The 24084-nt window shown below is 65.5% G+C and carries 23 protein-coding genes; 13 read left to right on the top strand and 10 right to left on the bottom strand.

Translation table 11 applies throughout. From position 1 onward, the window contains the following. Positions 1 to 45 precede the first annotated feature (45 nt). On the bottom strand, positions 46 to 477 hold the full coding sequence (locus tag ACZ7GB_RS04160) for a MarR family winged helix-turn-helix transcriptional regulator (protein ID WP_472157732.1): 432 nt from the start codon (positions 475 to 477) through the stop codon (positions 46 to 48). A 109-nt stretch (positions 478 to 586) separates the two neighbouring features. On the opposite strand from ACZ7GB_RS04160, the gene ACZ7GB_RS04155 reads away from it, so the two are divergent. Further along, a complete protein-coding gene (locus tag ACZ7GB_RS04155) occupies positions 587 to 2470 on the top strand; it encodes an FAD-dependent monooxygenase (RefSeq protein WP_472157731.1) in 1884 nt (627 codons plus the stop codon). 7 nt (positions 2471 to 2477) lie between these two features. Here ACZ7GB_RS04155 and ACZ7GB_RS04150 read toward each other — a convergent pair whose 3' ends face one another. After that, positions 2478 to 3338, bottom strand: coding sequence for an NAD(P)-dependent oxidoreductase (locus tag ACZ7GB_RS04150; RefSeq protein ID WP_472157730.1), 861 nt, complete (start codon positions 3336 to 3338; stop codon positions 2478 to 2480). A 378-nt stretch (positions 3339 to 3716) separates the two neighbouring features. Here ACZ7GB_RS04150 and ACZ7GB_RS04145 point away from each other — a divergent pair, with 378 nt between their 5' ends. The 3 genes from ACZ7GB_RS04145 to ACZ7GB_RS04135 are packed head-to-tail and all read left to right on the top strand — an operon-like array spanning position 3717 to position 7406. Further along, positions 3717 to 4436: a sugar dehydrogenase complex small subunit gene (locus ACZ7GB_RS04145; RefSeq protein ID WP_472157729.1), complete on the top strand. Its 720-nt coding sequence runs from the start codon at positions 3717 to 3719 to the stop codon at positions 4434 to 4436. Beyond that, the gene (locus ACZ7GB_RS04140; RefSeq protein ID WP_472157728.1) at positions 4436 to 6031 is read left to right on the top strand and encodes a GMC family oxidoreductase; all 1596 of its coding nucleotides are present in this window, start codon (positions 4436 to 4438) and stop codon (positions 6029 to 6031) included. The genes ACZ7GB_RS04145 and ACZ7GB_RS04140 overlap by 1 nt, the downstream gene beginning before the upstream one ends. Before the next feature lies 1 nt (position 6032). Further along, entirely contained in the window at positions 6033 to 7406 is a 1374-nt protein-coding gene (locus ACZ7GB_RS04135) for a c-type cytochrome (RefSeq protein ID WP_472157727.1), read from the top strand. 9 nt (positions 7407 to 7415) lie between these two features. On the opposite strand, the gene ACZ7GB_RS04130 is transcribed toward ACZ7GB_RS04135, so the two are convergent. Further along, positions 7416 to 8696 carry an ATP-binding protein gene (locus tag ACZ7GB_RS04130; protein WP_472157907.1) on the bottom strand — a complete coding sequence of 427 codons (1281 nt, stop codon included), beginning with the start codon at positions 8694 to 8696 and terminating at the stop codon, positions 7416 to 7418. A gap of 29 nt (positions 8697 to 8725) precedes the next feature. Then, on the bottom strand, positions 8726 to 9421 hold the full coding sequence (locus tag ACZ7GB_RS04125) for a response regulator (protein WP_472157726.1): 696 nt from the start codon (positions 9419 to 9421) through the stop codon (positions 8726 to 8728). A 73-nt stretch (positions 9422 to 9494) separates the two neighbouring features. Between ACZ7GB_RS04125 and dsbD the strand changes: the two genes are divergently transcribed. From dsbD to ACZ7GB_RS04110, 3 genes are read left to right on the top strand one after another with little or no spacing between them, the layout of a single operon-like run. After that, on the top strand, positions 9495 to 11423 hold the full coding sequence (dsbD, locus tag ACZ7GB_RS04120; protein WP_472157725.1) for a protein-disulfide reductase DsbD: 1929 nt from the start codon (positions 9495 to 9497) through the stop codon (positions 11421 to 11423). Further along, entirely contained in the window at positions 11420 to 12172 is a 753-nt protein-coding gene (locus ACZ7GB_RS04115; RefSeq protein WP_472157724.1) for a L,D-transpeptidase, read from the top strand. Before dsbD ends, ACZ7GB_RS04115 begins: the two co-directional genes overlap by 4 nt. Beyond that, complete coding sequence (locus ACZ7GB_RS04110; protein WP_472157723.1) at positions 12169 to 12783, top strand: DsbA family protein; 615 nt, start codon at positions 12169 to 12171, stop codon at positions 12781 to 12783. Before ACZ7GB_RS04115 ends, ACZ7GB_RS04110 begins: the two co-directional genes overlap by 4 nt. 103 nt (positions 12784 to 12886) lie before the next feature. Here ACZ7GB_RS04110 and ACZ7GB_RS04105 read toward each other — a convergent pair whose 3' ends face one another. The 3 genes from ACZ7GB_RS04105 to ACZ7GB_RS04095 all read right to left on the bottom strand — a co-directional run bounded on the left by ACZ7GB_RS04105 (position 12887) and on the right by ACZ7GB_RS04095 (position 15867). After that, positions 12887 to 13462 (bottom strand): YSC84-related protein, encoded by a 576-nt coding sequence (locus tag ACZ7GB_RS04105; protein ID WP_152843152.1) that lies wholly within the window; start codon positions 13460 to 13462, stop codon positions 12887 to 12889. A gap of 165 nt (positions 13463 to 13627) precedes the next feature. Further along, complete coding sequence (locus ACZ7GB_RS04100) at positions 13628 to 14668, bottom strand: glycosyltransferase family 4 protein (protein WP_472157722.1); 1041 nt, start codon at positions 14666 to 14668, stop codon at positions 13628 to 13630. A gap of 176 nt (positions 14669 to 14844) precedes the next feature. Then, complete coding sequence (locus ACZ7GB_RS04095) at positions 14845 to 15867, bottom strand: LacI family DNA-binding transcriptional regulator (protein WP_472157721.1); 1023 nt, start codon at positions 15865 to 15867, stop codon at positions 14845 to 14847. A 108-nt stretch (positions 15868 to 15975) separates the two neighbouring features. On the opposite strand from ACZ7GB_RS04095, the gene ACZ7GB_RS04090 reads away from it, so the two are divergent. The 4 genes from ACZ7GB_RS04090 (at position 15976) to ACZ7GB_RS04075 (ending at position 19562) form a co-directional block, all read left to right on the top strand. Further along, a complete protein-coding gene (locus ACZ7GB_RS04090; protein WP_472157720.1) occupies positions 15976 to 16512 on the top strand; it encodes a gluconokinase in 537 nt (178 codons plus the stop codon). Between the two features lie 24 nt (positions 16513 to 16536). Then, positions 16537 to 17556 (top strand): TRAP transporter substrate-binding protein, encoded by a 1020-nt coding sequence (locus ACZ7GB_RS04085; protein ID WP_472157719.1) that lies wholly within the window; start codon positions 16537 to 16539, stop codon positions 17554 to 17556. Between the two features lie 72 nt (positions 17557 to 17628). After that, positions 17629 to 18240, top strand: coding sequence for a TRAP transporter small permease subunit (locus ACZ7GB_RS04080; RefSeq protein WP_078519826.1), 612 nt, complete (start codon positions 17629 to 17631; stop codon positions 18238 to 18240). Then, on the top strand, positions 18237 to 19562 hold the full coding sequence (locus tag ACZ7GB_RS04075; protein ID WP_078539874.1) for a TRAP transporter large permease: 1326 nt from the start codon (positions 18237 to 18239) through the stop codon (positions 19560 to 19562). The genes ACZ7GB_RS04080 and ACZ7GB_RS04075 overlap by 4 nt, the downstream gene beginning before the upstream one ends. A 75-nt stretch (positions 19563 to 19637) precedes the next feature. On the opposite strand, the gene ACZ7GB_RS04070 is transcribed toward ACZ7GB_RS04075, so the two are convergent. After that, a complete protein-coding gene (locus ACZ7GB_RS04070; RefSeq protein ID WP_472157718.1) occupies positions 19638 to 20642 on the bottom strand; it encodes an LLM class flavin-dependent oxidoreductase in 1005 nt (334 codons plus the stop codon). 149 nt (positions 20643 to 20791) lie between these two features. Between ACZ7GB_RS04070 and ACZ7GB_RS04065 the strand changes: the two genes are divergently transcribed. Together ACZ7GB_RS04065 and ACZ7GB_RS04060 are read left to right on the top strand one after the other, a co-directional pair. After that, positions 20792 to 21595: a crotonase/enoyl-CoA hydratase family protein gene (locus tag ACZ7GB_RS04065; RefSeq protein ID WP_472157717.1), complete on the top strand. Its 804-nt coding sequence runs from the start codon at positions 20792 to 20794 to the stop codon at positions 21593 to 21595. Between the two features lie 59 nt (positions 21596 to 21654). Further along, positions 21655 to 22164 carry a winged helix DNA-binding protein gene (locus tag ACZ7GB_RS04060; protein ID WP_075776310.1) on the top strand — a complete coding sequence of 170 codons (510 nt, stop codon included), beginning with the start codon at positions 21655 to 21657 and terminating at the stop codon, positions 22162 to 22164. Positions 22165 to 22183: 19 nt separating this feature from the next. Here ACZ7GB_RS04060 and ACZ7GB_RS04055 read toward each other — a convergent pair whose 3' ends face one another. Both ACZ7GB_RS04055 and ACZ7GB_RS04050 read right to left on the bottom strand, forming a co-directional pair. Continuing rightward, entirely contained in the window at positions 22184 to 23485 is a 1302-nt protein-coding gene (locus ACZ7GB_RS04055) for a TRAP transporter large permease (protein ID WP_472157716.1), read from the bottom strand. A gap of 3 nt (positions 23486 to 23488) precedes the next feature. Next, positions 23489 to 24013, bottom strand: a complete 525-nt coding sequence (locus ACZ7GB_RS04050; RefSeq protein ID WP_472157715.1) for a TRAP transporter small permease — start codon at positions 24011 to 24013, stop codon at positions 23489 to 23491. Between the last annotated feature and the right edge of the window lie 71 nt (positions 24014 to 24084).

The raw sequence follows: 24084 nt of genomic DNA, 5'->3' as shown, positions 1-24084 counted from the left end.
CGGACGGAAAGAATTGGGGGAGGCGGCGCGATCCGCCTCCCTTTTTCAGTCCTGCGGGGCGACAGCCTTGCGGGCGAGCGCAATGAACTGCGCGGCCTCCTCCTCGCTCAACCCTTCCAGGATTTCCGCCTGCAGCTGCGTCACCACGGGCCGCGCGCCGTCCAGTGCGGCTGTCCCCTCGGGCGTCAGATGCAGGCTGCGCGCGCGCCGGTCCGTCTCGCTGACGGCCCGCGCGACAAGCCCCTTCTGCACCAGCCGCTTGACCACGTCCCCGATCGTCGCCCTGTCATAGGCGATGCGCGCGGCCAGCTGAGCCTGATCCATTCCTGGCTCGCGCGACAGGGCGTCGAGCGCCGCGAATTGCACCGAGGTCAGTTCCACCGGGGCGTCCTTGATCCGCTTCTGGAACACCGCCGTCGAACGCTGGTTCAGCCGCCGGATCAGGTGGCCGGGCATTGTCTCGAATTCGTTCGGCATGGGATGCGCTCCGGGTCTTCTGTGATTTAGGTAAGTATACTTACTATATTGACGCCGCGCCAGCCTTTCCGTTAATGGTAAGTATACATATCAATTGGGAGGGCGCGCTATGCAGTTTCATCTGAACGGGTTCACTACCGGCGATCCGGCCATCGCGCCGCGTCATCCGCAGGCGGGGGAGACGCTCGACAAAGTCGATGTGCTGATCGTCGGCTGCGGCCCGGCGGGGCTGACCCTTGCGGCGCAGCTTGCAGCCTTCCCCGAGATTTCCGTGCGCATCACCGAGCGCAAATCCGGCCCGCTCGAAGTCGGGCAGGCGGACGGCATCGCCTGCCGCTCGGTCGAGATGTTCGAGGCTTTCGGCTTCGCCGAGAAGGTGATGAAGGAAGGCTATTGGGTGAATGAGGTCGCCTTCTGGCGGCCCGGCGTGCAAGGCGAGGGGCTGCAGCGGGCCGACCGGATTCAGGACGTGGCCGATGACCTCTCAGAGATGCCGCATGTCATCCTCAATCAGGCGCGGGTCCATGATTTCTACCTCGAGAAGATGCAAAACGGTGCACGCCGTCTGACCCCGGATTACGATCGCGCGCTGACCACGCTCACCCGCACCGACGACCCCGATTATCCGCTCGTCGCGATATTCGACTGCCTCGATGCGCCGGGCGAGACCGAGACGATCCGCGCGCGCTATGTCGTCGGCTGCGACGGGGCGCGCAGCACGGTGCGCAAATCTATCGGGCACGAATTGCACGGCGAATCCGCGCGCCAGCTTTGGGGCGTGATGGATGTGCTGCCGGTCACCGACTTCCCCGATATCCGGCTCAAGGCGGCGATCCAGTCGGCAACCGAGGGCAGCATCCTGATCATCCCGCGCGAAGGCGGCTATCTGGTGCGGCTCTATATCGAGCTCGACGCGCTGCATGGCGACGAGCGCGCCGCGGATCGCAATGTCAGCGCCGAGATGCTGATCGAGAAAGCGCAGGCGATCCTCTCCCCCTACAGTCTCGATGTGAAGGAGGTCGCATGGTGGTCGGCCTATGAGATCGGCCAGCGTGTCTGCGACGGGTTCGACGACAGCGACGGGGGCGGCGACGGCGTGACCGAGCCGCGCATCTTCATCGCGGGCGACGCCTGCCACACCCATAGCCCGAAGGCGGGGCAGGGTATGAACGTCTCGATGGCCGACACGTTCAACCTCGGCTGGAAACTGGCTGCCGTGCTGCGCGGACAGGCGCGGCCAGAGCTGTTGCGGACCTATTCGGCGGAGCGGCAGGCCAAGGCGCAGGAACTGATCGACTTCGACCGCGACATGGCGCGGCTGTTCAGCGCGAAGCCGCAGACCAAGGAGGAAGAGGCGCAGTTTCAGGCCTATTTCCAGAAACACGGGCGCTATACCGCCGGGGTCGAGACGCAATACGCGCCGGGGCTCCTGATCGGCGACGCCGCGCATCAGGCGCTGGCCGCCGGGCAGGTCGTGGGCAAGCGCTTCCACTCCGCTCCGGTGGTGCGTTTGGCGGATGCGAAGCCGGTGCAGCTGGGCCATGCGTTCAAGGCGGACGGGCGCTGGCGGCTTCTGGCGTTTGCGCCGACGGGCGACACAGGCGAGACGGGTGGGGCGATCGCGCAGCTATGCGACCGGCTCGATGGGCCGGAGGGACTACTTCACCGCTTCACGCCCGAGGGCGCGGATATCGACAGCGTCGTCGACCTGCGCGCGGTCTTCCAGACGCCCCATCGCGAGATGCGCATCGAGGCGCTGCCCGCGCTCCTGCGTCCCAAGAAGGGGCGTTACGGGCTGGTCGATTACGAGAAAGCCTTCTGCCCCGCCGTCCCCGGTCCCGACATCTTCGACCTGCGCGGCATCGACCGGGCGCAGGGCGCCTTGCTGGTGCTGCGGCCCGATCAATATGTCGCGCAGGTCTTGCCGCTCGACGCGGTGGACGCGGTCGCGGATTTCTTCGACCGCATCCTGATCCCGCAATCGGCAGGCTGAGGGCGCGTCAGTCGCGGTTCACCTGCACGACGCCGGTCATGTTCTCCGCGCCATGACCGGCCTCGCTGGCCCGCGCAAAGAGGCGTTTCGCGGCCTCGGTCATCGGCATCCGCGCTTCGCCACCCTCGGCGATGGCATAGCGGAAGTCCTTTGAGATCAGATCGACGGGGAATTGCGGCGTGAAGTCCGAGCGCTGCATCGTGCCGGTGATATAGGGCGCGTTCGGCGTCCAGATCGGGGTGGAGGACAGCGCCTCCAGCGCAAGATCGACATCCATGCCGCCGCGCTCCAGCATCGGAATGATCTCCGCCCAGGCGGCGACCTGAACGCCCAGCATCGCATTCGTCGCAAGCTTCATCCGCGCAGCCATGCCCCAGGTGCCGACATGGTGCTGCGCCTTGGCGAGCGGGTCGAGCACGTCATGCACACGGCCTGCGGTCTCGGCCTCGCCGCCGAGGAAATAGACCAGCACACCGTTCTCGGCTTGCGGCAGCGTGCCGGAGACCGGCGCTTCGACAAAGCGCCGCTGCTGCGCGGTGGCGTAGCTGCCAAGCTCTGCGGCTCCCTCTGGCGTGATGGTCGAGCTTTCGATCGCGATGGCATCTTCGGGCAACCCGGCGAAAGCGCCGGTTTCCGGGTCGCACCAGACCTCGCGCGAGACCTCGGTGTCGCGCAACATCGAGATCGTGAACTCGGACTGTGCTGCCGCGTCGCGCGGGGTGTCGGCCTGCGTGGCTCCGGCCTCGACGAGTGGCGCGCAGCGCTCTGGCGTCCGGTTCCAGACGATCAGATCGTGGCCCGCATCCAGAAGGGTCCGCGCCATCCGCGAGCCCATCGCGCCCATGCCTAGAAATGCGATCTTTGCCATGCTCTGCTCCTGTTCGTGAGGGTGTTGCCGGCCGAATGCGACGTGCCTTCGCGAAGTTCCGGGCGTGGCGCGCACATCCCGGTGACCGGGCCGATTTCAGACGCGGCCGCGTTCGTTTGCGAGAAAACGTGAAGGGGGGTATCGAACGCGCATCCCGCGGCCTTTGTTCCTTGACGATAACGTGCGGTAGCGGGCGGTTGCTGGCCCCGACTGCGGCCCTACCGTCAACCTACGCCACCCCGAATGCGTGAAAGCGTCACGATTATGACGAAGGCAGCCATGACCCGACCGCTCCATACGCGCGATTGCGCTGGGATTGAGGGTCACTGCGCATGGCTGTTGCTTACGCTCCGTTTTTAGCCCCGGGAGGAGGATGCCATGAGCCTCGACCGCAGACGTTTCCTGATCGCCTTGGCAGGCACCGTGCCACTTGCAAGTTTGACACCCGGTTTCGCCCGCGCCGCCGATAGCGCCGCGCCCAGCGATGCCTTTCTTTTCGTGAGCCGCGCGATCTGCGGCAATGACAGCCTCTCGAAGGAAACCGCCGCGCGGATCGAAAAGCTGCTGAGCGATGGCGATGCAGGTTTTGCCGGCAAGCTGGACGGGCTCGCAAAGGCCTTCGACGGCAGGGACCGCGCTACCGCGATCGAGGGGCTGAGCGACGACCAGACCACCCTCGCGCTGAGCATCGCGAAGCCGTGGTATCTCGGATTCACCGGCTCCCCCTCGGCACGCATTTTGAAAGACGACGCCGAATTCGCGACCTTCCTCGAGGCGCAGGCGCTGACCAAAGTCAGCGACATCGTGCCCCTGCAGACTTACCCCTCTGGCGGTGCGGGCTGGTGGAAAGAGGTGCCCGAAGGTGTCGATGCCTCGGACCTGCCCGAGGAGGCCACGAGCTGGGAGTACCAGCCCAAATCCAGCTACGAGCTGCAAGATCCCGATCCGGCATGGCTGGCCTATGCCAAGAGCGAGGCCGACAGCGTCGACGCCGCCCGCAAAGCGCAAGGCGCGGACAGCGGAGGTGGCACCGGTCAGGGTGCCAGTGGCTCGCCCAACCCCGCATCCAATTCCGACTCCCAGCAGGAGGCACAGTAATGGCTGATTTCGATGCAGACGTGATCGTGGTCGGGTCGGGCTCGCTCGGCGGTCTGGCCGCGCAACAGATCGCACAGGCGGGCCATTCGGTGATCGTGCTGGAGGCAGGTCCCGACATCCCCGATTGGAAAGTGACCGAGAACTGGCGCAACTCGCCGCGCAAGAACAACTTCAACGATCCCTTCGGCGATGTGCCCTATGCGCCCAACAGCTTCACGCCCGGCTATGTCGATCCGCATCTGACCGGCGGGCTCGACGTGTTTCCGGGCACGCTGCGGGTGCTGGGCGGTACGTCGCGGCACTGGACGGCGGCGACCTGGCGGCTCTTGCCCGAGGACATGGCGATGCACTCGACTTACGGGATCGCCGAGGACTGGCCGATCAGCTACGACGATCTGGAGCCCTTCTACACGCAGGCCGAATACGAGATCGGCGTGAACGGTCAGAAGGGCTTCGACGAGAGCGGTCTGGGCAAGGGCGAGACCTATCCGCCGCGCTCGAAACCCTATCCGCTCCCGCCTGAGGCGAAACCCTATGCGACCCAGCGGCTACAGCAGCAGGTGGCGTCGATGGGCTTTCGCGTCGATATCGCGCCCTCGTCGCGGCTGTCGCAGCCCTACGACAACCGGCCCGCCTGTATCGGCAACAATATCTGCAACTGGAATTGCCCGATCGGTGCGAAACATTCGGGCTATCACGTGGTTCAGAAGATCCGCGATCTGGGCGTCGAGATCCGCACGCAGGCCATCGTCGACAAGATCGAGACCGGCGACAAGGGCAAGATCACGGCGCTCTCCTATATCAACCCCGAAGGCGACCGCACGCGGTTGACGGCGAAGATGTTCGTGATCGCCGCGCATGGCTACGAGACGCCGAAGCTCTTGTTGATGAACGATCTCGCGAACAGTTCCGACATGGTCGGACGGCGGCTGATGATCCACCCGACGATCGACATGACATGGCTCTCGCCCGAGCCCTATTGGACCGGGCGCGGCCAGAATATTCACGGTGCGATCATGCAGCGCCGCGCGCTTCCCGACCGCGACAAGGTGCCATCGACGCGCTACGACCTGCTCAATGCGCCACCCGAGGAAGGCATCGCGCAGGGGCTGTTGAAGGACGGCACGCTCGGCCCTGATCTCGACGCGAAGATCCGCGACCACTCGGCCCGCGTCTTCACCGCCGAGGCGCTGACCGAGGACCTTCCCGATCCCGCGAACCGCATCGAGGTGAACCCCTCTTGGAAAGACGCCGTGGGGCTGCCGGGCATCAAACTGACCTACAAGCTCTCGGATTACACCAAGGCGAACCTGCCGCGGCTGATGGAGGATTACGCGCGCTTTCTGCAGGCGACCGGCGGCACGCGCGTTTCCGCGCCCGAGAAGTTTATTTGCCAGCAGCACGTGATGGGCACGACAGTCATGGGCAGCAAGGCCGAAGAGGCGGTCTGCGATGCCGATCTGCGCTGTTTCGACCACGAGAACCTGTTTCTGGTGACGACCGGCGTGATGCCCACGGCGGGCGGTGTGAACCCGACGCTGACCGGCATGGCGCTCGCGATCCGCGCGGGCCAGACCATCGCGAAGGAGCTTTGAGATGCGTGTTCTGATCCTGGCCACCGCCGCCTTCGCCGCGATCTCCCCGCTTGCGGCGAAGGCGCAATCGGGCTCCGATGCTTCTGGAGGCGACCTCGTGAAGCGCGGCAAATACCTCGCCATCGCGGGGGATTGCTCCTCCTGTCACGCGGAGAATTTCTCCGGTGGTGAGAAGATCGAAAGCCCGATCGGCGCGATCTATGCGCCTAACATCACGCCCGACCAGAAGACTGGGATTGGCGACATGACCGAGGCGGAATTCGAAGGCGCCCTGCGGCGCGGCAAGTCCGACACGTGGCTTTATCCGGCGATGCCTTACACCCATTACACCGGCCTGACCGATGCCGATGTGAAAGCGCTCTGGGCCTATTTCAAACAGGTCGAACCCGTCGAGAACGAGGTACCCGAGACCCATCTGGGCTTTCCTTTCGTGCGTCCGGCGATGATGGGCTGGAACACGCTGTTCCTCGACAAGGGCCATCCGCCCGGCGCGGTGGATGTCTCGGGCGATCAACTTCAGCGCGGGCGCTATCTTGTGGAGACGCTGGAGCATTGCTCCTCCTGCCACAGCCCGCGCGGGACGCTGATGCAGGAGGACACCAGCAAACACCTCGCCGGGGGGACGCTGAACGGTTGGTATGCGCCCAACCTCACGCCGTCGGACAAGGGCGGTCTGGGCGACTGGAGCGAGGCCGATATCGTGGCCTATCTCAGCAAGGGCCGAAATGCGCACGCCGTCGCGGGCGGCGAGATGGGGCTCGTGGTCTCGCGCTCAACCTCGAAGCTGTCGAGCGACGACCTCACGGCGATTGCGAAATACCTGAAGGCGGTGAAGCCGGTCGACACGCAACCCGAGGCCAGCGGACCCGACGGTCAGGCGACGCTCGATCTGGCCGCATTGGAGGTGCCCAACGGCGATTGGCAATCCGTGGTCGGCCACGACACGACAGACGGGGCGACGCTCTATCAGGGCGCCTGTGCGACCTGCCACGGCATGAACGGGCAGGGCACCGCCGCGCCAGCGTTGTCCAAGATCTCTGACGTGCGCGCTGCGAATGCAGCGAATGTCGTGCAGGTGATCGCGCATGGGATCAACATGCCCAATGAGGCGCGCCACGTCGCCATGCCCGGATTTCAGCGCACGATGAGCGACGCGCAGATCGCCTCGGTCGCGAGCTATGTGCGCACGAATTTCGGAGGTGTCGACGGCGAGGTGACCCAAGGCAGCGTCGCCAATATCCTGAGCGGCAAGCAGCAGGTCAGCTGGATCATCGCGAACGCCGCACAGTTGGCTTGGGCGGCGATCGCCTTGGCGGTGCTTCTGGTACTGGCGCTGATCGGTTGGGCTGTGATGCGGACGCGGCGCAGGGCCTGACGCCGCACCTCACGCGGCAGGCAGATCGACCCGCGTATGATGCCCGTCCGCGCGCATCTCGAAGCTGAGCGTGCCGCCCAGACGGGTCAGCGCGTCGTGCGCGATCGAAAGGCCGAGGCCAGAGCCATTCGCATCCGCGCCCTTGCCCTTGACGAATTTCTGCCCCGCCTGCTGCGCGATCTCGGGCGGCAGGCCCGGTCCGTGGTCGTGAATGTCGACGAGGAGCGTATTGCCGGAGGTGGTCACGCTGACCTTGATCGCCGCCCCGTCTGGGCTCGCCTGAACGGCGTTCTCGATCAGGTTGCGCAGGGCGAGCGATAGAAGCAGCGGGTCGCCTTCTACCGTCGGCGCGTCCGGCGCGCTGTCGAGTTCCAGCGTCACGCCGCGCCGCGTGGCCAGCCCCGCCAGATCGCCAAGCACCTGCCGCAGAAGCCCGTTCAGCTCCACCGAAGTGGCGCGCGCCTCGCGACTGTCCACCTGCGCCAGATCGAGAAGTTGGCGCACCATCCGATCGGTTCGATCCACCGAGGTCGAGATCGCGGCGAGCGCGTGTTCGCGCGTGTCGGTATCGGGCGCATGGCGCGCGATATGGGCCTGCGTCTTCAGCCCGGCGAGCGGCGTTTTCATCTCATGCGCGGCATAGGCGATGAATTCCCGCTCGCGCCCGCGCGCCGCAGCCAGACGTGCGAGAAGGTCGTCGAGCGCACCGGCGAGCGGGCGGATCTCGCGGGGCTGTAGCGCGGTGCCGGGCAGGGCGCGCAGATCTTCGCTCGGCCGCGCGTCCAGATCGCGGGCAAAGCGGTCGAGCGGCGCCAGACCGCGCGAGATCGCAAACCAGATCAGCCCCCACATCACCGGCAGGATCACCAGCGCGGGCCAGAGGAACCCTTCTATCACATCGCGCACAAGCCGGTTGCGCATCGCGAGACTGTCGCCCACCGTGACCTGCCCGCCCAGATCGGGATCGATGATCGTGTAGACCCGCAGGTCCTTGCCGTCGCGTGTCACATCGCGGAAGCCGGTCGCATCGGCGGGCACCAGCTGCGCGCTCGGCGCCCCGTTCGAGCGTCCGACGAGCCCTTGGGTGAAAGACCAGATCTGGCAGAATTGCTGATGCTCGTAACTCTCGTTATGCGACAGTGTGATCTGTGCGGGACCGTCCCGATTCAGCGAGATCTGGTTCTTCGAGACCAGCGACGAGACCATGCGCGCCGCCTCCACCAGACGTGCGTCGAGCACCCGCGTCACCTCGGCGCGGGTGGAATTCTCGATCCAGAATACGGCGGACAGCCAGACGGCCAGCGTCGCGCCGGTGAGGATCAGGAAGAGGCGGAGGCGGAGCGAGATGGCGAGGTCTCCTCTGGGCGCAGCCGGTAGCCGATGCCGCGCAGGGTTTCGATGAAATCGCGCCCGAGCTTGGCGCGCAGATGGTGGATATGGACTTCGACGGCGTTGCTCTCGACCTCCTCGTCCCAGCCGTAGAGCCGGTCTTCGAGGTCCGATTTCGCGAGCACCCGTCCGGGGCGTTCGGCCAGCGCCTGCAACACCGCGAATTCCCGGCGCGAGAGTTTCAGCGGCTGGCCGTTGAAGGCGGCGCTGCGGGTGCCGGGGTCGAGCTCCATCCCGGCATGGGAAATCTGCGCGACCGCCCGCCCGTCCGACCGACGCGAAAGGGCCCGCAGCCGGGCGGCCAGCTCGTCCAGATCGAAGGGCTTACCGAGATAGTCATCCGCGCCTGCATCCAACCCCGCGACCCGGTCCTCGACCTGATCGCGCGCGGTCAGCAGCAGGACCGGCAGCCCGGCACGGCCCGCGCGCAATTCGCGCAGGAGTTCGAGCCCGGAGCCATCGGGCAGCATCAGGTCCAGCACGAGCGCGCGATATTCCGCCCCTGCCAGCGCCGCGCGCGCATCTTCGAGGCGGGACACGACATCGGCGGTGAACCCGGCCATGCCGAGCCCGACCCGCAGGCCGTCCGCCAATATGCTGTCATCTTCGACGACGAGTATGCGCATCTTTTCTCCTTCGCGGCGGATACACCGCACGAATCTTAAGACTGACTTAAGCTTCACCCGCGATCCGGCCAACATGAACGCAAAGGCTCTTTCCCGTCTATCGCTGCGCGCCCTCTGGGGCGTGTTTCTGGTCTCATTGCTGTTGCCCGGCCTCGCTGCGGCGCAAAGCTTTGATCTTCTGAAGCCCAAGGGAGGCAGCGGTCCGCTGTCGCCCGAAGAGGCGTTTCAGGTCGAGACCGCGTGGCAGGATGACGGAACGCTCGCGGTCTCCTTCGACATCGCGCCGGGCTACTACCTCTATCGCGACCACCTGACGGTCAGCGCCGAGGACGGCGACGCGCCAGTGATCGAGACGCAGCCGGGCGAGATGAAGGACGATCCGAATTTCGGCACGGTCGAGGTCTGGCACGATCATACCGAGGCCGTGGTCAGCGACATTTCCGGCCCGTTCACGCTGCATTGGCAGGGCTGCGAGGAGAAGGGTCTCTGCTATCCGCCCCAAAGCCGCGAGATCGTGCCGCCGGGCGGGGCTGCGACTGCCGCCGCATCAGGCGCGGCGCAATCGAACCAAGCCGCCGGGGTGCCCGATTATGCGCAGAGCGCCGCGTCCTCCGCGCCAGCCGCGCGTTCCGAGGCCGATACTCCCACGCCTCCCGTAGTCGCCTCCAAGGGCGACGGAAACAGCCTGAATCTGTCCTCCGATGACGGCCTCGTCGCGGGGATCGCGGCGAAGGGCGGCTGGGCGCTGGTCGTGGCGTCGTTCTTCGGCTTCGGTCTGCTTCTGGCCTTCACGCCTTGCGTGCTGCCGATGGTGCCGATCGTGGCCGGGATGCTTGGCGCGCAAGGCAAAGACCTGACGCCCGCGCGCGGGTTGGCGCTGACCGGGACCTATGTGCTGGCGATGGCCGTGGCCTTCGGGCTTCTCGGCATTGTGGCGGCATGGTCTGGGCAGAACCTGCAATTCCTGATGCAGGCGCCCGCGACGGTGATCGCGCTGGCCCTGCTGTTCGCCGTCCTCGCGCTGTCCTCCTTCGGCCTGTTCGAGCTGCGTCTGCCGCAGGCGCTGACCAACAAGGTGAGCTCCGTGCAGGGTCGGCGCGGTACGTTGGCGGGGGCGGCGATCCTCGGCTTCACATCGACGCTGATCGTCGGGCCTTGCGTGACGGCCCCGCTGGCAGGGGCCTTCCTCTACATCGCGCAGACGGGCGATGCGGGGCTCGGAGCTTCGGCGCTGTTCGCGCTGGGTCTGGGGCAGGGCGTGTTGTTGATGGCCGTCGGTCTTTTCGGCTCGGCGATCCTGCCGCGCATGGGCGAATGGATGGTCGGCGTGAACCGCGCCTTCGGCTTCGTCTTCCTTGGCGTGGCGATCTGGTTGTTGAGCCGCGTCATCGCTGGGCCTGCGATCCTCGCGCTCTGGGCGCTGCTGCTGCTCGGCGCGGGCGTGGCCATGGGCGGGCGTGACCGGTTCGGACCGGAAAGCTCGGGCCTGCGCCGCGCGGGTGGCGCGCTTGGCCTCGCGGCGCTGCTGGCCGGTGCGCTCGAAGGTATCGGCGCGGCGAGCGGCGCCGCCGATCCGCTGCGGCCGCTTGCGCCCTTCACCGCAGGCCAGACCGTCATGGCCGCCACGTCGGACGTGCTGATGGAGGATGACTTCACCCATGTCGAGACGCCCGCGGCGCTCGATGCCGCACTGAACGCGGCGAAGGGCGCGCCGGTGATGCTGATCACCACGGCCGAATGGTGCACCGAATGCGCCACCATCGCGCGCGAGGTGATCCCCGACCCGCAGGTGCAGGGCGCGCTGCGCCATGTCACGCCCATCGCGGTCGATGTGACGAAAACCGGCGCGCCGCAGCAGGCGCTTCTCAAGCAGTTGGGCGTGATCGGCCCGCCGACGCTGATCTTCCTCAGCCCCGACCATTCGGAGGCGCAGGGCACCCGGCTGATCGGGGATGTAACCGCGCCGAAACTCACGACCTCGCTTTCGGAGATCGCTCAATGAACCTTATCCGCTTCGCCCCGCTCGCGTTGATCGCCCTCGCGGCCTGCGCGCCCGAGCCTCCCAGCCCGGCCCCGCAACCCGCGCCGCAAGCGCCGCAGCTCAGCGCGCGGGTGAAGGCGATTTACAGCCAGATGGAAGATGATGGCCGCACGATCCCTGCGGTGGACCCGAAACTGCTGAGCGAGGAGAAAGCCCGTCAGGAGGTCGATTACTGGACTGACGAGCCGCCCGGCACGATCGTCGTCGACCCTTGGGCGCGCAAGCTCTACCTCGTGCAGAAGAACAACCGCGCGCTGCGCTACACGGTCGCCGTGGGCGAGGACGGGCGCGGTTTTTCCGGTGAGGGGCATATCCCCTATCAGCGCGACTGGCCGAGCTGGACGCCGACCAAGAGCATGATCAAGGAAGACCCCGAGCTTTACGGCCCGGTGAAGGACGGGCTTGAAGGCGGGCTCGACAATCCGCTAGGCGCGCGGGCGCTTTACCTGCATCGCGGGAACAAGGACACGCTCTACCGCATTCACGGAACGATGGATGACAGTTCAATCGGCAAGGCGACCTCGGCGGGCTGCATCCGGCTGTTCAATCAGGACATCATCGACCTCGCCGACCGCGTCCGCTCCGGCACGCATGTCGTCGTGCTGACCCGTGCCGAGAGCGGCAAGGGCACGGTGCCGCCGGGCCAGCCGCTGCCGCCCGTTCCCTACTCCCCCGAAGATTTCCCCCAAACCACAGGAGACGATACATGATCGATCGCCGGAATTTCCTCACCCTCGCAGGCGTCGCCGCAGGCTCCACACTGATCCTACCGACGGCGAGCCTCGCGCAGGCCGATATTTCGCCCGAAGCGGTGTTCCACGACCCCAAAGCGCCCGCGCTCGGTAACCCGGATGGGGACATCACGCTGGTCGAGTATTTCGACTACCAGTGTCCCTACTGCAAATCGAACCACCCGGTGGTCGAGAAGGTGACAAAGGAAGACGGCAATCTGCGCGTCGTGATGAAGGACTGGCCGATCTTCGGTGCGCCTTCGGTCTACGCCTCGCAGCTCGTGCTGGGCGCGCAGAGCATGGGCCAATACGAAGCGGGTCTCGAGGCGCTGATGGCGACGCAAGGAAAGCTGTCGAACGACCTGATCGAGAAGACGCTCTCCGAGGCCGGTGTCGATCCGGAGAAGGCGATGGAGGGCTACAAGGCCAACCGCAAGGAGATCGACGCGCTGCTCTCGCGCAATGATGCGCAGGCGGTGGCGATCGGGCTGCGTGGCACGCCCGCCTATATCGTCGGGCGCGACGTCTATCCCGGCGCGGTCGATGCCGACACCCTGCGCAAGGCGATCAGCGACGCGCGCCAGGCCTGAGCCGCGCGCCACTTCGCCGGACAAACAAAAGGCCCCGGGGGTGAAGCAAACCCCGGGGCCTTTCTCATCGCGGGCCTTCCCCAGACGGGGAAGACGCCTGCGATCAGCTGTTGTCGCCGTCTTTCCAGATGCGCAGCGTGCTGACCTTTGCGCCGCCGTTCAGGCCCGAGCTGTCGAAGACATAGACGCGCGGCTTGCCGCTCTCGACATTCGCGGTGGCATTGGCGTTGACGACGGTGATGCCCGCGCCTGCGCCGACATGCCATTCGCCGCCGTTCTGCACTTCACTGACCGATTTCTTGGTCGGGAAGACGTAGATCTGGCTTGCCTGCTTGGCGCCGAGCTGGAGGCCGACCGAGGCCTTGCCGATGTCGTAATAGCCCTGAACCTTACCGTTCTCGATCAGCGCGCCAGAGCCGCCCGAACCGCCGATGCCGAGGTCGACCGTGGTCACTTCGGGGAAGACCAGAACGGCTGCGGAATTGGTCGCGACCTGCTGGCAGGTCTCCTGGAGGCTGGCGCATTGCTGCAGTGCTGCAGCGACGTGCTTGTCGAGATCCGGACGCGGCTTGACGCCTTTCGCGTGGTCCATCGCATTGGCGGGCGATGCAGCGAGCGCCATCGTGCCCATCAAGGTTGCGGCGATACCAGCGGTGAGGGTGCGGGTCTTGGATTTCATGAGATGCCTCCTTTTGAAATTACGAAAATGAAACGGCCTCGCACGCTCAACGTTCCTTTTCGGATCAATCACATAGGGCAAAAAATCGTGTCGGAACCGAAGGCGCGATCCGTGAATTCGCGCGCCCGGAGGTAAGAGGCGAAATCGCCCGATTTTCGGTGCAGCTCAGAGGCTGTCCAGCACCGACCCCATGATCGCCGCTGTGTCGCGCCAATCCGGCAGGGCGGTGCCCGCCACCGCCGAGGCCGCGCCCATTCGCTCCCGCAGATCTGCGTCTTGGAGAAGCTGTCGCAGCGCCTCGGCGAAGTCGAGATGCGCATCCACCGGCACGAGGATCCCGGCATCGGGCGGCACCGTGTCGGGCACCGCGCCCGTGCGGCAGGTTACGATAGGCAGCCCGTGCAGCATCGCCTCGCCGAAGACGATCCCGTAGCCCTCGTAGCGCGTGGCAAGCGCAAAGATAGAGGCTTCGCTATAGGCTGCATTCAGAGCGTCGCGCTCCATCCGTCCGGCAAGCTGCACGCGCTCGCTCAGCCCGAGCCGTGCAATCCGCGCCGCGAGCGCATCGGCAACCTCCGGGTCGTGGGCGCTGCCCACGATCTGCGCGCGCCAGTCCAGATCGGCGATCTCGGCCAAGGCGTCGATCAGCACGTCATGCCCCTTGCGCGGCGCCAATAGCCCGACCGCGAGGATCAGCGGCGGAGTGGGTTTCGCGCTCTCCATCGCCGGCGGACGGTCGAAGCCCGGAAGCGCGATAGAGATCCGCTCCGGCGTGACGCCGAACTCCTTTTGCAGAATGGCGCTGGTATGCGGGCTCGGCACGACGACATGGGCGGCGCGGCGCAGGTTCTCCGCCTCCCGTGTCAGGAGATGACGCGCGCGATCCTCGGTCAGCCCGGTCTCGAGTCCCAGCGGATGGTGCAGCATCGCCACCACGGGCGCGGACATCGCGTCGAGCACCTCCGGGTCGATCGAGCCGAAGGCCAGCCCGTCGAGGATCACCGGCACCTCCGCGGGAATGGCGGTCAGTTGGCGGCGCGCGGTCTTGGTCTCCTCGGGCGTCGCATCGGGGAAGCCGGGCGGCAGTTCCAGATGCTCCACACGGCGACCTTCGGCCCGCAGCGCCTCGAGCAGCTTGCGCTCGTAGATGAACCCGCCGGTCAGTTGCGTGATATCCCCCGGAATGGCGAAAACGGCTGGCGTCATGTCATGTCTCTCCCGATCTTATCTGGCGCGTTGCTCGGCCCCGCAGCGGCGCAGCACCACGCGCTCGACCCGCTCAATTCCGAGATAGGCCGCAACCGCCACGAGGGCGAGGAGAACGACCGAACTCCAGAGCATTCCTTAATCAGGGGTCGAGGCGGTCAGCGCCATCAGCCCGCTCAGTGCCCGCGCGTGGATCGACGCTGGATGATCTGAAAGCCGAGGTCGACGACCTTTTCCTGCGCCGCACTCCCCGACAGCGCATCGAGGATCAATTGCACCGCGCCTTCGCCCATTTCGCGGCGGAACGTGCGCACCGAGGAGATCGACGGTTCGGCGGCGGCCATCATCTCCATGTCGTTGAACCCGCAGATGCCCAGATCGTCCGGAATCCGCAGGTTGCGGCGCTGCGCTTCGAACATCGCCCCCAGAGCGAGGTCGTCATTGATGCAGAAGATCGCATCGGTTTCGGGGGCGAGATCCATCAGCTGCGCGAGGAGATGACTGCCCAGCGTCACAGAGGAGGGGCGGGTGGTCGTCTGTATGCGTTTTCCTTCCTCGATGCCATGCGTACGCAGCTCGTCGCGGAACCCGTGCAGACGGCGCTGCGTGCGCGGATCCATCCGCGCGCCCAAGAAACCGGGGCGGCGATAGCCCTGCGCGATCAGATGCGCGGTGGCGGCGCGGGCGGCGTCGTAATGCGAGAACCCGATCATCCGGTCATAGGGGGCGCTGCCGGTCTCCATGATCTGCACCACCGGACAGCCCGCCTCGCGCAACAGCGCCTGCGCGGCCTCGGTCTGGTCGATCCCGGCGACGATCAGCCCGGCGGGGCGCTGGCGCAAGAAGACCCGGATCAGGTTCTCTTCCGACAGCGGCGCGTAGCGCGAATAACCAAGCTGCACCGAATGATGCGTGCCCTCGACCGCCGAATAGATCCCATCCATCACATCGGCGAAGACGTTGTTCGACACCGAGGGCAAAATGACCCCGATAATGTCCGACCGTGTCGACGCGAGGGCGCGGGCCGCAGGGTCCGGCAGGTAGCCGAGCGATTCGATTGCGGCGGCGATTTTGTCCCGCACCGCCGGCGAGACGACCTCGGGATTGCGCAGGGTGCGCGAAACAGTGGCAACGCTTACACCGACATGATCGGCGACGTCGCGCATCGTAACTGATTTATTTACATTGTTTTTATTCATTGCCCCTCCCCGTGGTCGCACCCCTTTTTTAAAAGGGCGATTGACGAATGTAACCGCTTACATTACGCCTCTGTGTCCAAGAAACACCTGCGAACCCGGTAAGGCAAGATGGTAAACAGCAGCAATGCGAACGCGACACCGGTCCTTGTGATGGGCGTTTGCGGCACCGGCAAGACGACGGTGGCGCAGCGCGTGGCGCAAGCGGTGGACGGCGTGTTCCTTGATGCTGATGATTTTCACCCGCCCGAGAATGTCGCGCATATGGCTGCTGGTCTGCCGCTCAACGACGAGATGCGCTGGGACTGGCTCGACCTCGTGGCGAAGGGCGTGATCGAGGCGGGGCGCGACGGCAGGACGGTCGTTTTCGCCTGTTCGGCGCTCAAGCACTCGTACCGGGATCGCCTGCGCCAGAGCCTCGGCGTGATGCATCTCGCGCATCTCACCGGGCCGCGCGACCTGATCGCCGAGCGGATGGCCGCGCGCGAAAACCACTATATGCCGATCGCGCTGCTCGACAGTCAGCTGGCCGATCTGGAAATGCCGGGGCCCGACGAGGCCCCGCTGAGCTGCGATATCCGCGAAGCGCCCGAGGCGCTTTGTGCGCAGATATTGAACGCCTGGGGCCTCGCGGCTCCTCAAGTTTGATTTCGTCTTTTAAGGGAGGACACCATGACGAAACCGATCCGTAAAATCGCCCTCGCGAGCGTCGCCATCGTGGCGCTGGCCAGCGCTGCGAATGCCGAAACCCACAAGTACAAGTTCCAGAGCTCGGACCCGGCGGGTAACCCGAACTTCGAACTGCAGCAGAACTGGGCGAAGGACCTCGCGGAGCGCACCGACAACCAGATTCAGGTCGAGATGATGCCCGTGGGCTCCGTCGTCGAGCATAACGAGACGCTCGACGCCACCGGCGCCGGCATCATCGACGGCATCGTCACCGACATCTCATATTTCGCGGGGAAAGACCCGGCCTTCTCGCTGCTGGGTAACCCGGTCGGCGCATGGTCGAGCACTGATCAGCTGCTGGACTTCATGAACAATGGCGGTGGCCAGCAACTCGCGAACGACCTGTTCCAGCCCTACGGCCTGCATTACGTCGGCTCGACCACGACGGGCCTCGAGTCGCTCGTCTCGAAAGTGCCGCTCGACGGCGTGGCGGACCTGAAGGGTCTGAAGATGCGCGCGCCGGAAGGTCTCGTGCAGGACGTCTTCGCGGCGGCTGGCGCGGCTCCGGTGAACCTGCCGGGTTCGGAAGTCTACACTGCGCTCGACAAGGGCGTGATCGACGCGGCCGACTACACCGTGTTCTCGACCAACCAGGCGCAGGGCCTCAACGACATCGCGCCGAACCCGGTCTATCCGGGCTTCCACTCGATGCCGCTCGTGGGCGTTGCGATGAACAAGAAGGAATGGGACTCGCTCTCGCCCGAGCTGCAGAAAGCCTTCGAAGAGTCGGTGAAGCAATTCGCGGACAAGGAAGTCAGCGACCTCGCAGCGGCCGACAAGAAGGCCGTGGCCAAGGCTGAAGAAGGCGGCAAGATCCACATCCACGACTGGTCGGATGAAGAGCGCGCCAAGTTCCGCCGCATCGCGATCACCCAGTGGGAAAAGGTTGCCAAGAAGTCGGACAAGGCGCAGCACGTCTATGACGTCCTGACCGACTACCTGAAGAAGAACAACCTTCTCTGATCTCCTATCGGTGCGGGGCTGCGATCGCGGCCCCGCATCTTTTCCAGTTTCCTGACAGCAGCGGTTTTTGCAATGTCACAACCCGAGAATAACGGGGTGGATCACCCCGCACATGATCCGCACACGCCGGAACCGGTGCAGACCGAGGACGAGGCGGCGACCATCCCCGAGGCGGGCATCCTCGGCCGCGCGATCAACGCGGTGGGCATCGTCTTCGCGCTCGGCATCATCGCCTCCGCGCTGATCCTTCTGAATGAGGTCGTGCTGCGCTACGGCTTCGACAGTCCGACGATCTGGGCGCATGAGACGACGATCTTCCTCTGCGCTATGGCCTTCGTCTATGGCGGGCTCTACTGCGTCGTGCGCAACAGCCATATCCGCGTCGTGCTGATCTACGACATGGTCACCGGCCGGGCGAAGCGCATCCTCGACGCGATCATCTCGCTGATCTGCCTCTTCGCGGCCGGCTTCTTCGCCTGGGCCGCCTACGGCATGGTGATGAAGGCGACGTTCCGCCCCGGTGGCGATGTCCATTTCGAGACCTCGGGCAGCGCCTGGGATCCGCCATTCCCGGCCTATCTCAAGATTTTCCTTCTCGTGGTGCTCTGTCTCATGGTTGTGCAATTCATCATCATGGCGGTGAACTACCTGCGCGGCGCCTTCGCATCGGAGGCGGGTAAATGATCGAACATCTTCTGAGTTTCGACCTCTCTGCGCTGGGCATCGGCTACGGCACGGTTCTTCTTTTCGCGCTGCTGATCGGTCTTCTGCTGACCGGCATGCCGCTCGCCTTCGTGACGCTGCTCGTCGCGCTGATCTTCGCGCTTGGCTGGTTCGGGCCGATGGCGGTGCCGCTGATCACCAGCCGCGTCTATTCCTTCGTCTCGAGCTTCGTCTTCGTCTCGGTGCCGATGTTCGTGATGATGGCGGCGCTTCTGGACCGATCCGGCATCGCGCGCGATCTGTTCGAGGCGATGAAACTCGTCGGCGGCCGGATGCGCGGCGCAGTCGCGGTGCAGACGATCTTCGTCTCGGTCATCCTCGCGGCAATGTCGGGCATCATCGGCGGCGAGATCGTGTTGCTGGGCCTTCTGGCCCTGCCGCAGATGATCCGTCAGGGTTATGACCGCAAGCTCGCCATCGGCGTGATCTGCGCGGGCGGCTCGCTGGGCACGATGGTGCCGCCGTCGATCGTTCTCATCATCTACGGCCTGACCGCAAACGTCTCCATCGGCGATCTGTTTACCTCGGCCTTCATTCCGGGCTTCATGCTCGCGGCCTTCTACGTGATCTTCGTGATCATCCGGGTGAAGCTGAACCCCGATCTGGCCCCTATGCCGGAGCCCGACGACCGTCCGTGGTCCGAGAAGATCAAGCTGCTCAAGGGACTCGTCCTACCGGTGCTGGTTATCGGTTTCGTGCTGGGCTCGATCTATGGCGGCATCGCCTCGGTGACCGAGGCCTCGGCGCTGGGTGTGGCGGGCGTGATGCTCTCGACCATCATCCGGGGCGAGCTGACGCTCTCGATGCTCAAAGGGGCGGCGCTGCAGACGCTCGCGACCTGCGGGATGATCGTCTGGATCGGTATCGGCGCTTCGGCTCTGGTCGGCGTGTTCAACCTGATGGGCGGGATCGACTTCGTCTCGTCGCTGCTGAAAGGCGTCTCGGACACCCCGATCATCGTGATCCTGACGATGATGGCGATCCTGTTCTTCCTCGGGATGTTCCTCGACTGGGTGGGGATCGCGCTCCTGACGATGCCGATCTTCGTGCCGATCGTGAAAGACCTCGGCTACGATCCGGTCTGGTTCGGCGTGGTCTTCGCGATGAACATGCAGGTGAGCTTCCTGTCACCGCCCTTCGGGCCTGCCGCGTTCTACCTGAAATCGGTGGCGCCAAAGGACATCTCTCTGGGCGAGATCTTCCGCTCGCTGCTGCCCTTCATCGCGATCCAGATCTTCGCGGTGGGGCTGCTGGTGGCCTTCCCGGCGATCACCGGGCACTGAAGTCGAACGGATTGAAACGAAAAGAGGCGGGCTTTCGGGCCCGCCTCTTTGCATGTCTGAGTGTCGCGCCGTGCCTCAGGCCGCGGCGGGTTGCTCGCGAAATTCGCTCAGGACCTCGGCGGCGATCTTGAAGGACTTCTGACGCGCATCGGCGTCGTGGATCATCCCGGTCACCATCAGCTCGTCGGGCTCGTATTGAGCGATCAGGCGCGCCAGATCATCGCGCACCTTATCCTTGGAGCCGGTGGCCGAGCAGGACAGCGCGCGCTGCACCTGAACCATCATCTGCGGCGGCACCTCGGAGAGATCCTTGACCGGATAAGGCAGCTTGCCTGGCATACCCGAGCGCAGCCGCGCGAAGGCCAGCACCTGAGACGAACGCAGATACTGCGCCTCCTCATCGGTGTCGGCGGCAAACACCCCGGCGGCCATCATCGCATAGGGTTTGTCGAGATAGGCCGACGGGCGGAAGCTCCGGCGATAGATGTCGAGCGCGTCGCCCAGCATGTCGGGCGCGAAATGCGACGCGAAGGCATAGGGCAGGCCGAGATAGGCGGCAAGCTGCGCGCCGTAGAGGCTCGAGCCAAGGATCCAGATCGGCACATGCGTGCCCGCGCCCGGAATGGCGCGCACCCGGAAAGTCTCTGCCTCGTCGCTGAAATAGGCGAGCAGCTCCTGCACATCGGCGGGGAAGGTGTCTTCGGGCGACATGTTGCGGCGCAGGGCGCGGGCGGTGCCGCCATCGGTGCCGGGCGCGCGGCCCAGACCGAGGTCGATCCGGTCGGGATAGAGCGTGGCGAGCGTGCCGAACTGCTCGGCGATCACCAGCGGCGCGTGGTTGGGCAGCATGATGCCGCCCGCGCCGACGCGCATCGTCTTGGTCACCGAGGCGACATGGCCAATGAGAACCGAGGTCGCGGCGCTGGCGATGCCGGGCATGTTGTGATGCTCGGCCAGCCAGAAGCGGTGATAGCCCGCGTCTTCGGCCATCCGGGCCAAATCTGCGGTGCCCGCAAGCGCATCGGCTGCGGTTTTCCCTTCGGGCACGGGCGACAGATCGAGAAGTGAGAATTGCTGCATGGGGAACCTCCGTCGGGGCAGAGTTAGCGCGCCGCGCAGAGCTGTCCAACGCCGCGCGGCAGTTGATCCCTGACATATGACCCCGCGTTCCGCTTTGCGAGGGGGCGGCGGGTCTGCATAGTGCGCAGACCCAAGCGAGGAGGATGGACATGGCCGACCCGGTGCAGATTTCGGTGAGCGCGCAAGGCGTGGCGGAGGTGACCCTCAACCGCCCCGAGAAGAAGAACGCCTGGACCCTGGAGATGTTCGACGCCCTGGCTGACGCGGCGCAGAGCCTGTCGCAGCAAAAGGGTCTGCGCGCGGTGATCCTGAGCGGCGCGGGCGGCTGTTTCTCGGCCGGGCTCGACCTGACCGTGATGCAAAGCTTCGCGGCCGATCTGGCGGGCGTTACGGCGCAGATGGCCGAACGCGATGCGCAGGGGGCGAACCGCTTTCAGCGCCCGGTGACGCGGTGGGCGCAACTGCCCGTGCCGGTGATCGCCGCGATCGAAGGCGTGGCCTTTGGGGCAGGGATGCAGCTGGCTCTGGGCGCGGATTTCCGGATCGCGGCGCCCGATGCGCGGCTGTCGATCATGGAGGCGAAATGGGGGCTGATCCCCGATATGGGCATCTCGCAGAGCCTGCCGAAACTGACCCGCGCGGATGTCGCGAAAGAGCTGATGATGACGGGCCGGGTGCTGGAGGCCGAGGAGGCGCAAGCGCTGGGGCTGATCACACGCGTGGCCGAGAGCCCGCTGCAGGCGGCGCGCGACATGGCCGCCGAATTCGCTCTGCGCTCCCCGGAGGCGCTGGCTGCGAGCAAGGCGCTGGTGGAGCAGGCATGGACGATGCCGCCCGGCGATGGGCTGGCGCTGGAGGCCGAGCTGCAGGCGGAGATCATCGGCGGTCCCGCGCAGATGGAAATGGTGATGGCGAACCTGCAAAAGCGCGCGCCGAATTTCTCTCAAGGATAGAATGTCAGCGAAATGTCTATAAGGTGAGGGCGTAAACGCACGAAAGGAGAGCGCCGCTCATGCCTGCAGGAGAACGCCGCATCGTCTCATCCCGCCATCTGGCCGAAGGGCCGGGCTGGGAAGCCTCGGAATTCGAATACGGGATGATCATCGCCTACAACTCCTTCGCGCGATGGATGCAGCGCTGCATGGCGGCCTCGGGGATGGAGCTTTCGCCGCTCGAAATCCTCGTGCTGCACAACACCAATCACCGCGACCGCGAAAAGCGGCTCAACGACATCACCTTCCTCCTGAATATCGAGGACACGCATACGGTCAATTATGCGCTGCGCAAGCTGTTGAAGCTGGGTCTGCTGGATTCCGAAAAGCGCGGCAAGGAAGTGTTCTACCGCACCTCGGAAAGCGGGCGCGAGCTGTGCGAACGCTATCGCAAAGTGCGCGAGGAATGCCTGCTCGAGCCGATCCAGAAAGGCGGCATGGCGGGCGAGGATCTGCGCGAGATCGCCTCGGCCCTGCGCGTGCTGTCGGGCTATTACGATCAGGCGAGCCGCGCGGCCTCCTCGCTGTGAGGCCGCGCGGGTCGTTGGCTCAGTTGCCCATCAGCGAGGGCAGGTAGGTCACGATCCCCGGCACCAGCGTGATCAGCAGCACCGCCAGCAACAGCAGCCCGAAGAAGGGCAATGCTGCGCGGGCGACCTTGAGGATGTTGAAGCCTGTCAGCCCTTGGATCACGAAGAGGTTGAAGCCCACGGGCGGGGTGATCTGGCTCATCTCGACGACTAGCACGAGGTAGATGCCGAACCAGAGCGGGTCGATCCCGGCGGCTTCCACCATCGGCAGGATGATCGAGGTGGTGAGCACCACGACCGAGATCCCGTCGAGGAAGCAGCCTAGCAGGATGAAGAACACCGTCAGCACCGCCAAGAGCGCGGTGGGCGACAGCCCGAAGGTGCCGATCCACGCCGCAAGGTTGCGCGGGATGCCGGTGAAGCCCATCGAGACAGACAGCACCGAGGCCGCCAGCAGGATGAAGGCGATCATCGCGCTGGTGCGGGTGGCCGAGAACAGCGCCTCTTTGAAGTCGCGCCAGCGGAAGCTGCCCGTCGCCATCGCAAGGATCACCGAGAAGACCACGCCCACGGCCGCCGCATCGGTGGGCGAGGCGACACCGGTATAGATCGAGCCGATCACGCCACCGATGAGGATCACGATCGGGATCAGGCGGCGCGACGCCCGCAGCTTCTCGCGCAGGTTTAGGGTGATGTCCTCGCGCGGGATCGCGGCGGGGTTCATCCAGGCGCGCAGCGCGACATAGCCGCCGAACAGGCTCACCAGCATCAGCCCCGGCAGGATGCCCGCGATGAAGAGGCGCGCGATGGATTGCTCGGTCGCGACGCCATAGACGATCAGGATCACCGAAGGCGGGATCAGGAAGCCAAGCGTGGCCGAGCCCGCCAGCGTGCCGAGGATCAGGCTCTCGGGATAGCCGCGGCGGGTGAGCTCGGGCACCGACATCCGCCCGATCGTGGCCGCCGTTGCCGCCGACGATCCCGAAACGGCGGCGAAGATCGCGCAGCCCAGCACGTTCACGTGCAGCAAGCGGCCCGGCGCGCGACCAAGCCAAGGGGCGAGGCCGGAGAACATATCCTCGGACAGTCGTGAGCGGAGCAGGATTTCTCCCATGAGGATGAACAGGGGAAGAGCCGCCAGCGGCCAGCTATGGCTGTGGCCCCAAAGCGTGGTCGCCATCACCAGCCCGGTCGGCGCGCCGGAGAAGAAGGCCAGCCCCGCCAGCGCCACGATCAGCAGCGACAGCGCCACCCAGACGCCGCCCGCAAGCAGCACCAGAAGCAGCCCCAGAAGAATTGCGAAGGTCATTGGATCGGACATGGTTTACTCCGAAACATCATCGACGAGCACGGGGCGCTTGGCACGGATGCTCTCGATCAGCGTATCGATGAAGGCGAGCGCCAGAAGGCCCAGCCCCACCACCATCGTGCATTGCGGGATCCAGATCGGGATCGCGACGATGCCGGTGGACATATCGCCGTAATGCAGGCTCTCGAGCATCAGGGAGGTCGCGAACCACACAGCGTAGACGCTGGCCACGAAGCCAAGCGCGAGCGCCACGATCTCGGCCACCCATTGGCCGCGCGCGGGCAGGCGGGTCAGTACCAGATTGACGCGGATATGGCTGCCGTGGCGCAGCGTATGGGCCAGCGCCATGAAGCTTGCCGTCGCGAGGAAATAGCCCGCGAAATCGGCATAGGACGGGATCGTGTAGGAGAGGGCGGGCCCGCCCAGACGGGCGAGCACGTTCAGCCCGACCTGTGCCGTGACCAGCAGGCAGATCGCGAGGATCGAGACGGCCGCGATCCCTCCGGACAGAAGATAGACCTGATCGAGCAGGCGACGCATGGCGAAAGCTCCAAAGGCTTGAAGTGGGGGTGAGCATCGAAAAAGGCCCTCCCGCGCGGGACGCGGAAGGG

It is taken from the genome of Thioclava sp. PTB-PU3-1, assembly GCF_055666785.1.
The sequence above is the reverse complement of the archived record's forward strand: the minus strand, read 5'-3'. Positions and strand labels throughout refer to the sequence as shown.

Bases quoted from the DNA above. Each gene is read 5' to 3' on its own strand.
- ACZ7GB_RS04160 (WP_472157732.1), bottom strand. From the start codon at position 477: ATGCCGAACGAATTCGAGACAATGCCCGGCCACCTGATCCGGCGGCTG.
- ACZ7GB_RS04155 (WP_472157731.1), top strand. From the start codon at position 587: ATGCAGTTTCATCTGAACGGGTTCACTACCGGCGATCCGGCCATCGCG.
- ACZ7GB_RS04150 (WP_472157730.1), bottom strand. From the start codon at position 3,338: ATGGCAAAGATCGCATTTCTAGGCATGGGCGCGATGGGCTCGCGGATG.
- ACZ7GB_RS04145 (WP_472157729.1), top strand. From the start codon at position 3,717: ATGAGCCTCGACCGCAGACGTTTCCTGATCGCCTTGGCAGGCACCGTG.
- ACZ7GB_RS04140 (WP_472157728.1), top strand. From the start codon at position 4,436: ATGGCTGATTTCGATGCAGACGTGATCGTGGTCGGGTCGGGCTCGCTC.
- ACZ7GB_RS04135 (WP_472157727.1), top strand. From the start codon at position 6,033: ATGCGTGTTCTGATCCTGGCCACCGCCGCCTTCGCCGCGATCTCCCCG.
- ACZ7GB_RS04125 (WP_472157726.1), bottom strand. From the start codon at position 9,421: ATGCGCATACTCGTCGTCGAAGATGACAGCATATTGGCGGACGGCCTG.
- dsbD (WP_472157725.1), top strand. From the start codon at position 9,495: ATGAACGCAAAGGCTCTTTCCCGTCTATCGCTGCGCGCCCTCTGGGGC.
- ACZ7GB_RS04115 (WP_472157724.1), top strand. From the start codon at position 11,420: ATGAACCTTATCCGCTTCGCCCCGCTCGCGTTGATCGCCCTCGCGGCC.
- ACZ7GB_RS04110 (WP_472157723.1), top strand. From the start codon at position 12,169: ATGATCGATCGCCGGAATTTCCTCACCCTCGCAGGCGTCGCCGCAGGC.
- ACZ7GB_RS04105 (WP_152843152.1), bottom strand. From the start codon at position 13,462: ATGAAATCCAAGACCCGCACCCTCACCGCTGGTATCGCCGCAACCTTG.
- ACZ7GB_RS04100 (WP_472157722.1), bottom strand. From the start codon at position 14,668: ATGACGCCAGCCGTTTTCGCCATTCCGGGGGATATCACGCAACTGACC.
- ACZ7GB_RS04095 (WP_472157721.1), bottom strand. From the start codon at position 15,867: ATGAATAAAAACAATGTAAATAAATCAGTTACGATGCGCGACGTCGCC.
- ACZ7GB_RS04090 (WP_472157720.1), top strand. From the start codon at position 15,976: ATGGTAAACAGCAGCAATGCGAACGCGACACCGGTCCTTGTGATGGGC.
- ACZ7GB_RS04085 (WP_472157719.1), top strand. From the start codon at position 16,537: ATGACGAAACCGATCCGTAAAATCGCCCTCGCGAGCGTCGCCATCGTG.
- ACZ7GB_RS04080 (WP_078519826.1), top strand. From the start codon at position 17,629: ATGTCACAACCCGAGAATAACGGGGTGGATCACCCCGCACATGATCCG.
- ACZ7GB_RS04075 (WP_078539874.1), top strand. From the start codon at position 18,237: ATGATCGAACATCTTCTGAGTTTCGACCTCTCTGCGCTGGGCATCGGC.
- ACZ7GB_RS04070 (WP_472157718.1), bottom strand. From the start codon at position 20,642: ATGCAGCAATTCTCACTTCTCGATCTGTCGCCCGTGCCCGAAGGGAAA.
- ACZ7GB_RS04065 (WP_472157717.1), top strand. From the start codon at position 20,792: ATGGCCGACCCGGTGCAGATTTCGGTGAGCGCGCAAGGCGTGGCGGAG.
- ACZ7GB_RS04060 (WP_075776310.1), top strand. From the start codon at position 21,655: ATGCCTGCAGGAGAACGCCGCATCGTCTCATCCCGCCATCTGGCCGAA.
- ACZ7GB_RS04055 (WP_472157716.1), bottom strand. From the start codon at position 23,485: ATGTCCGATCCAATGACCTTCGCAATTCTTCTGGGGCTGCTTCTGGTG.
- ACZ7GB_RS04050 (WP_472157715.1), bottom strand. From the start codon at position 24,013: ATGCGTCGCCTGCTCGATCAGGTCTATCTTCTGTCCGGAGGGATCGCG.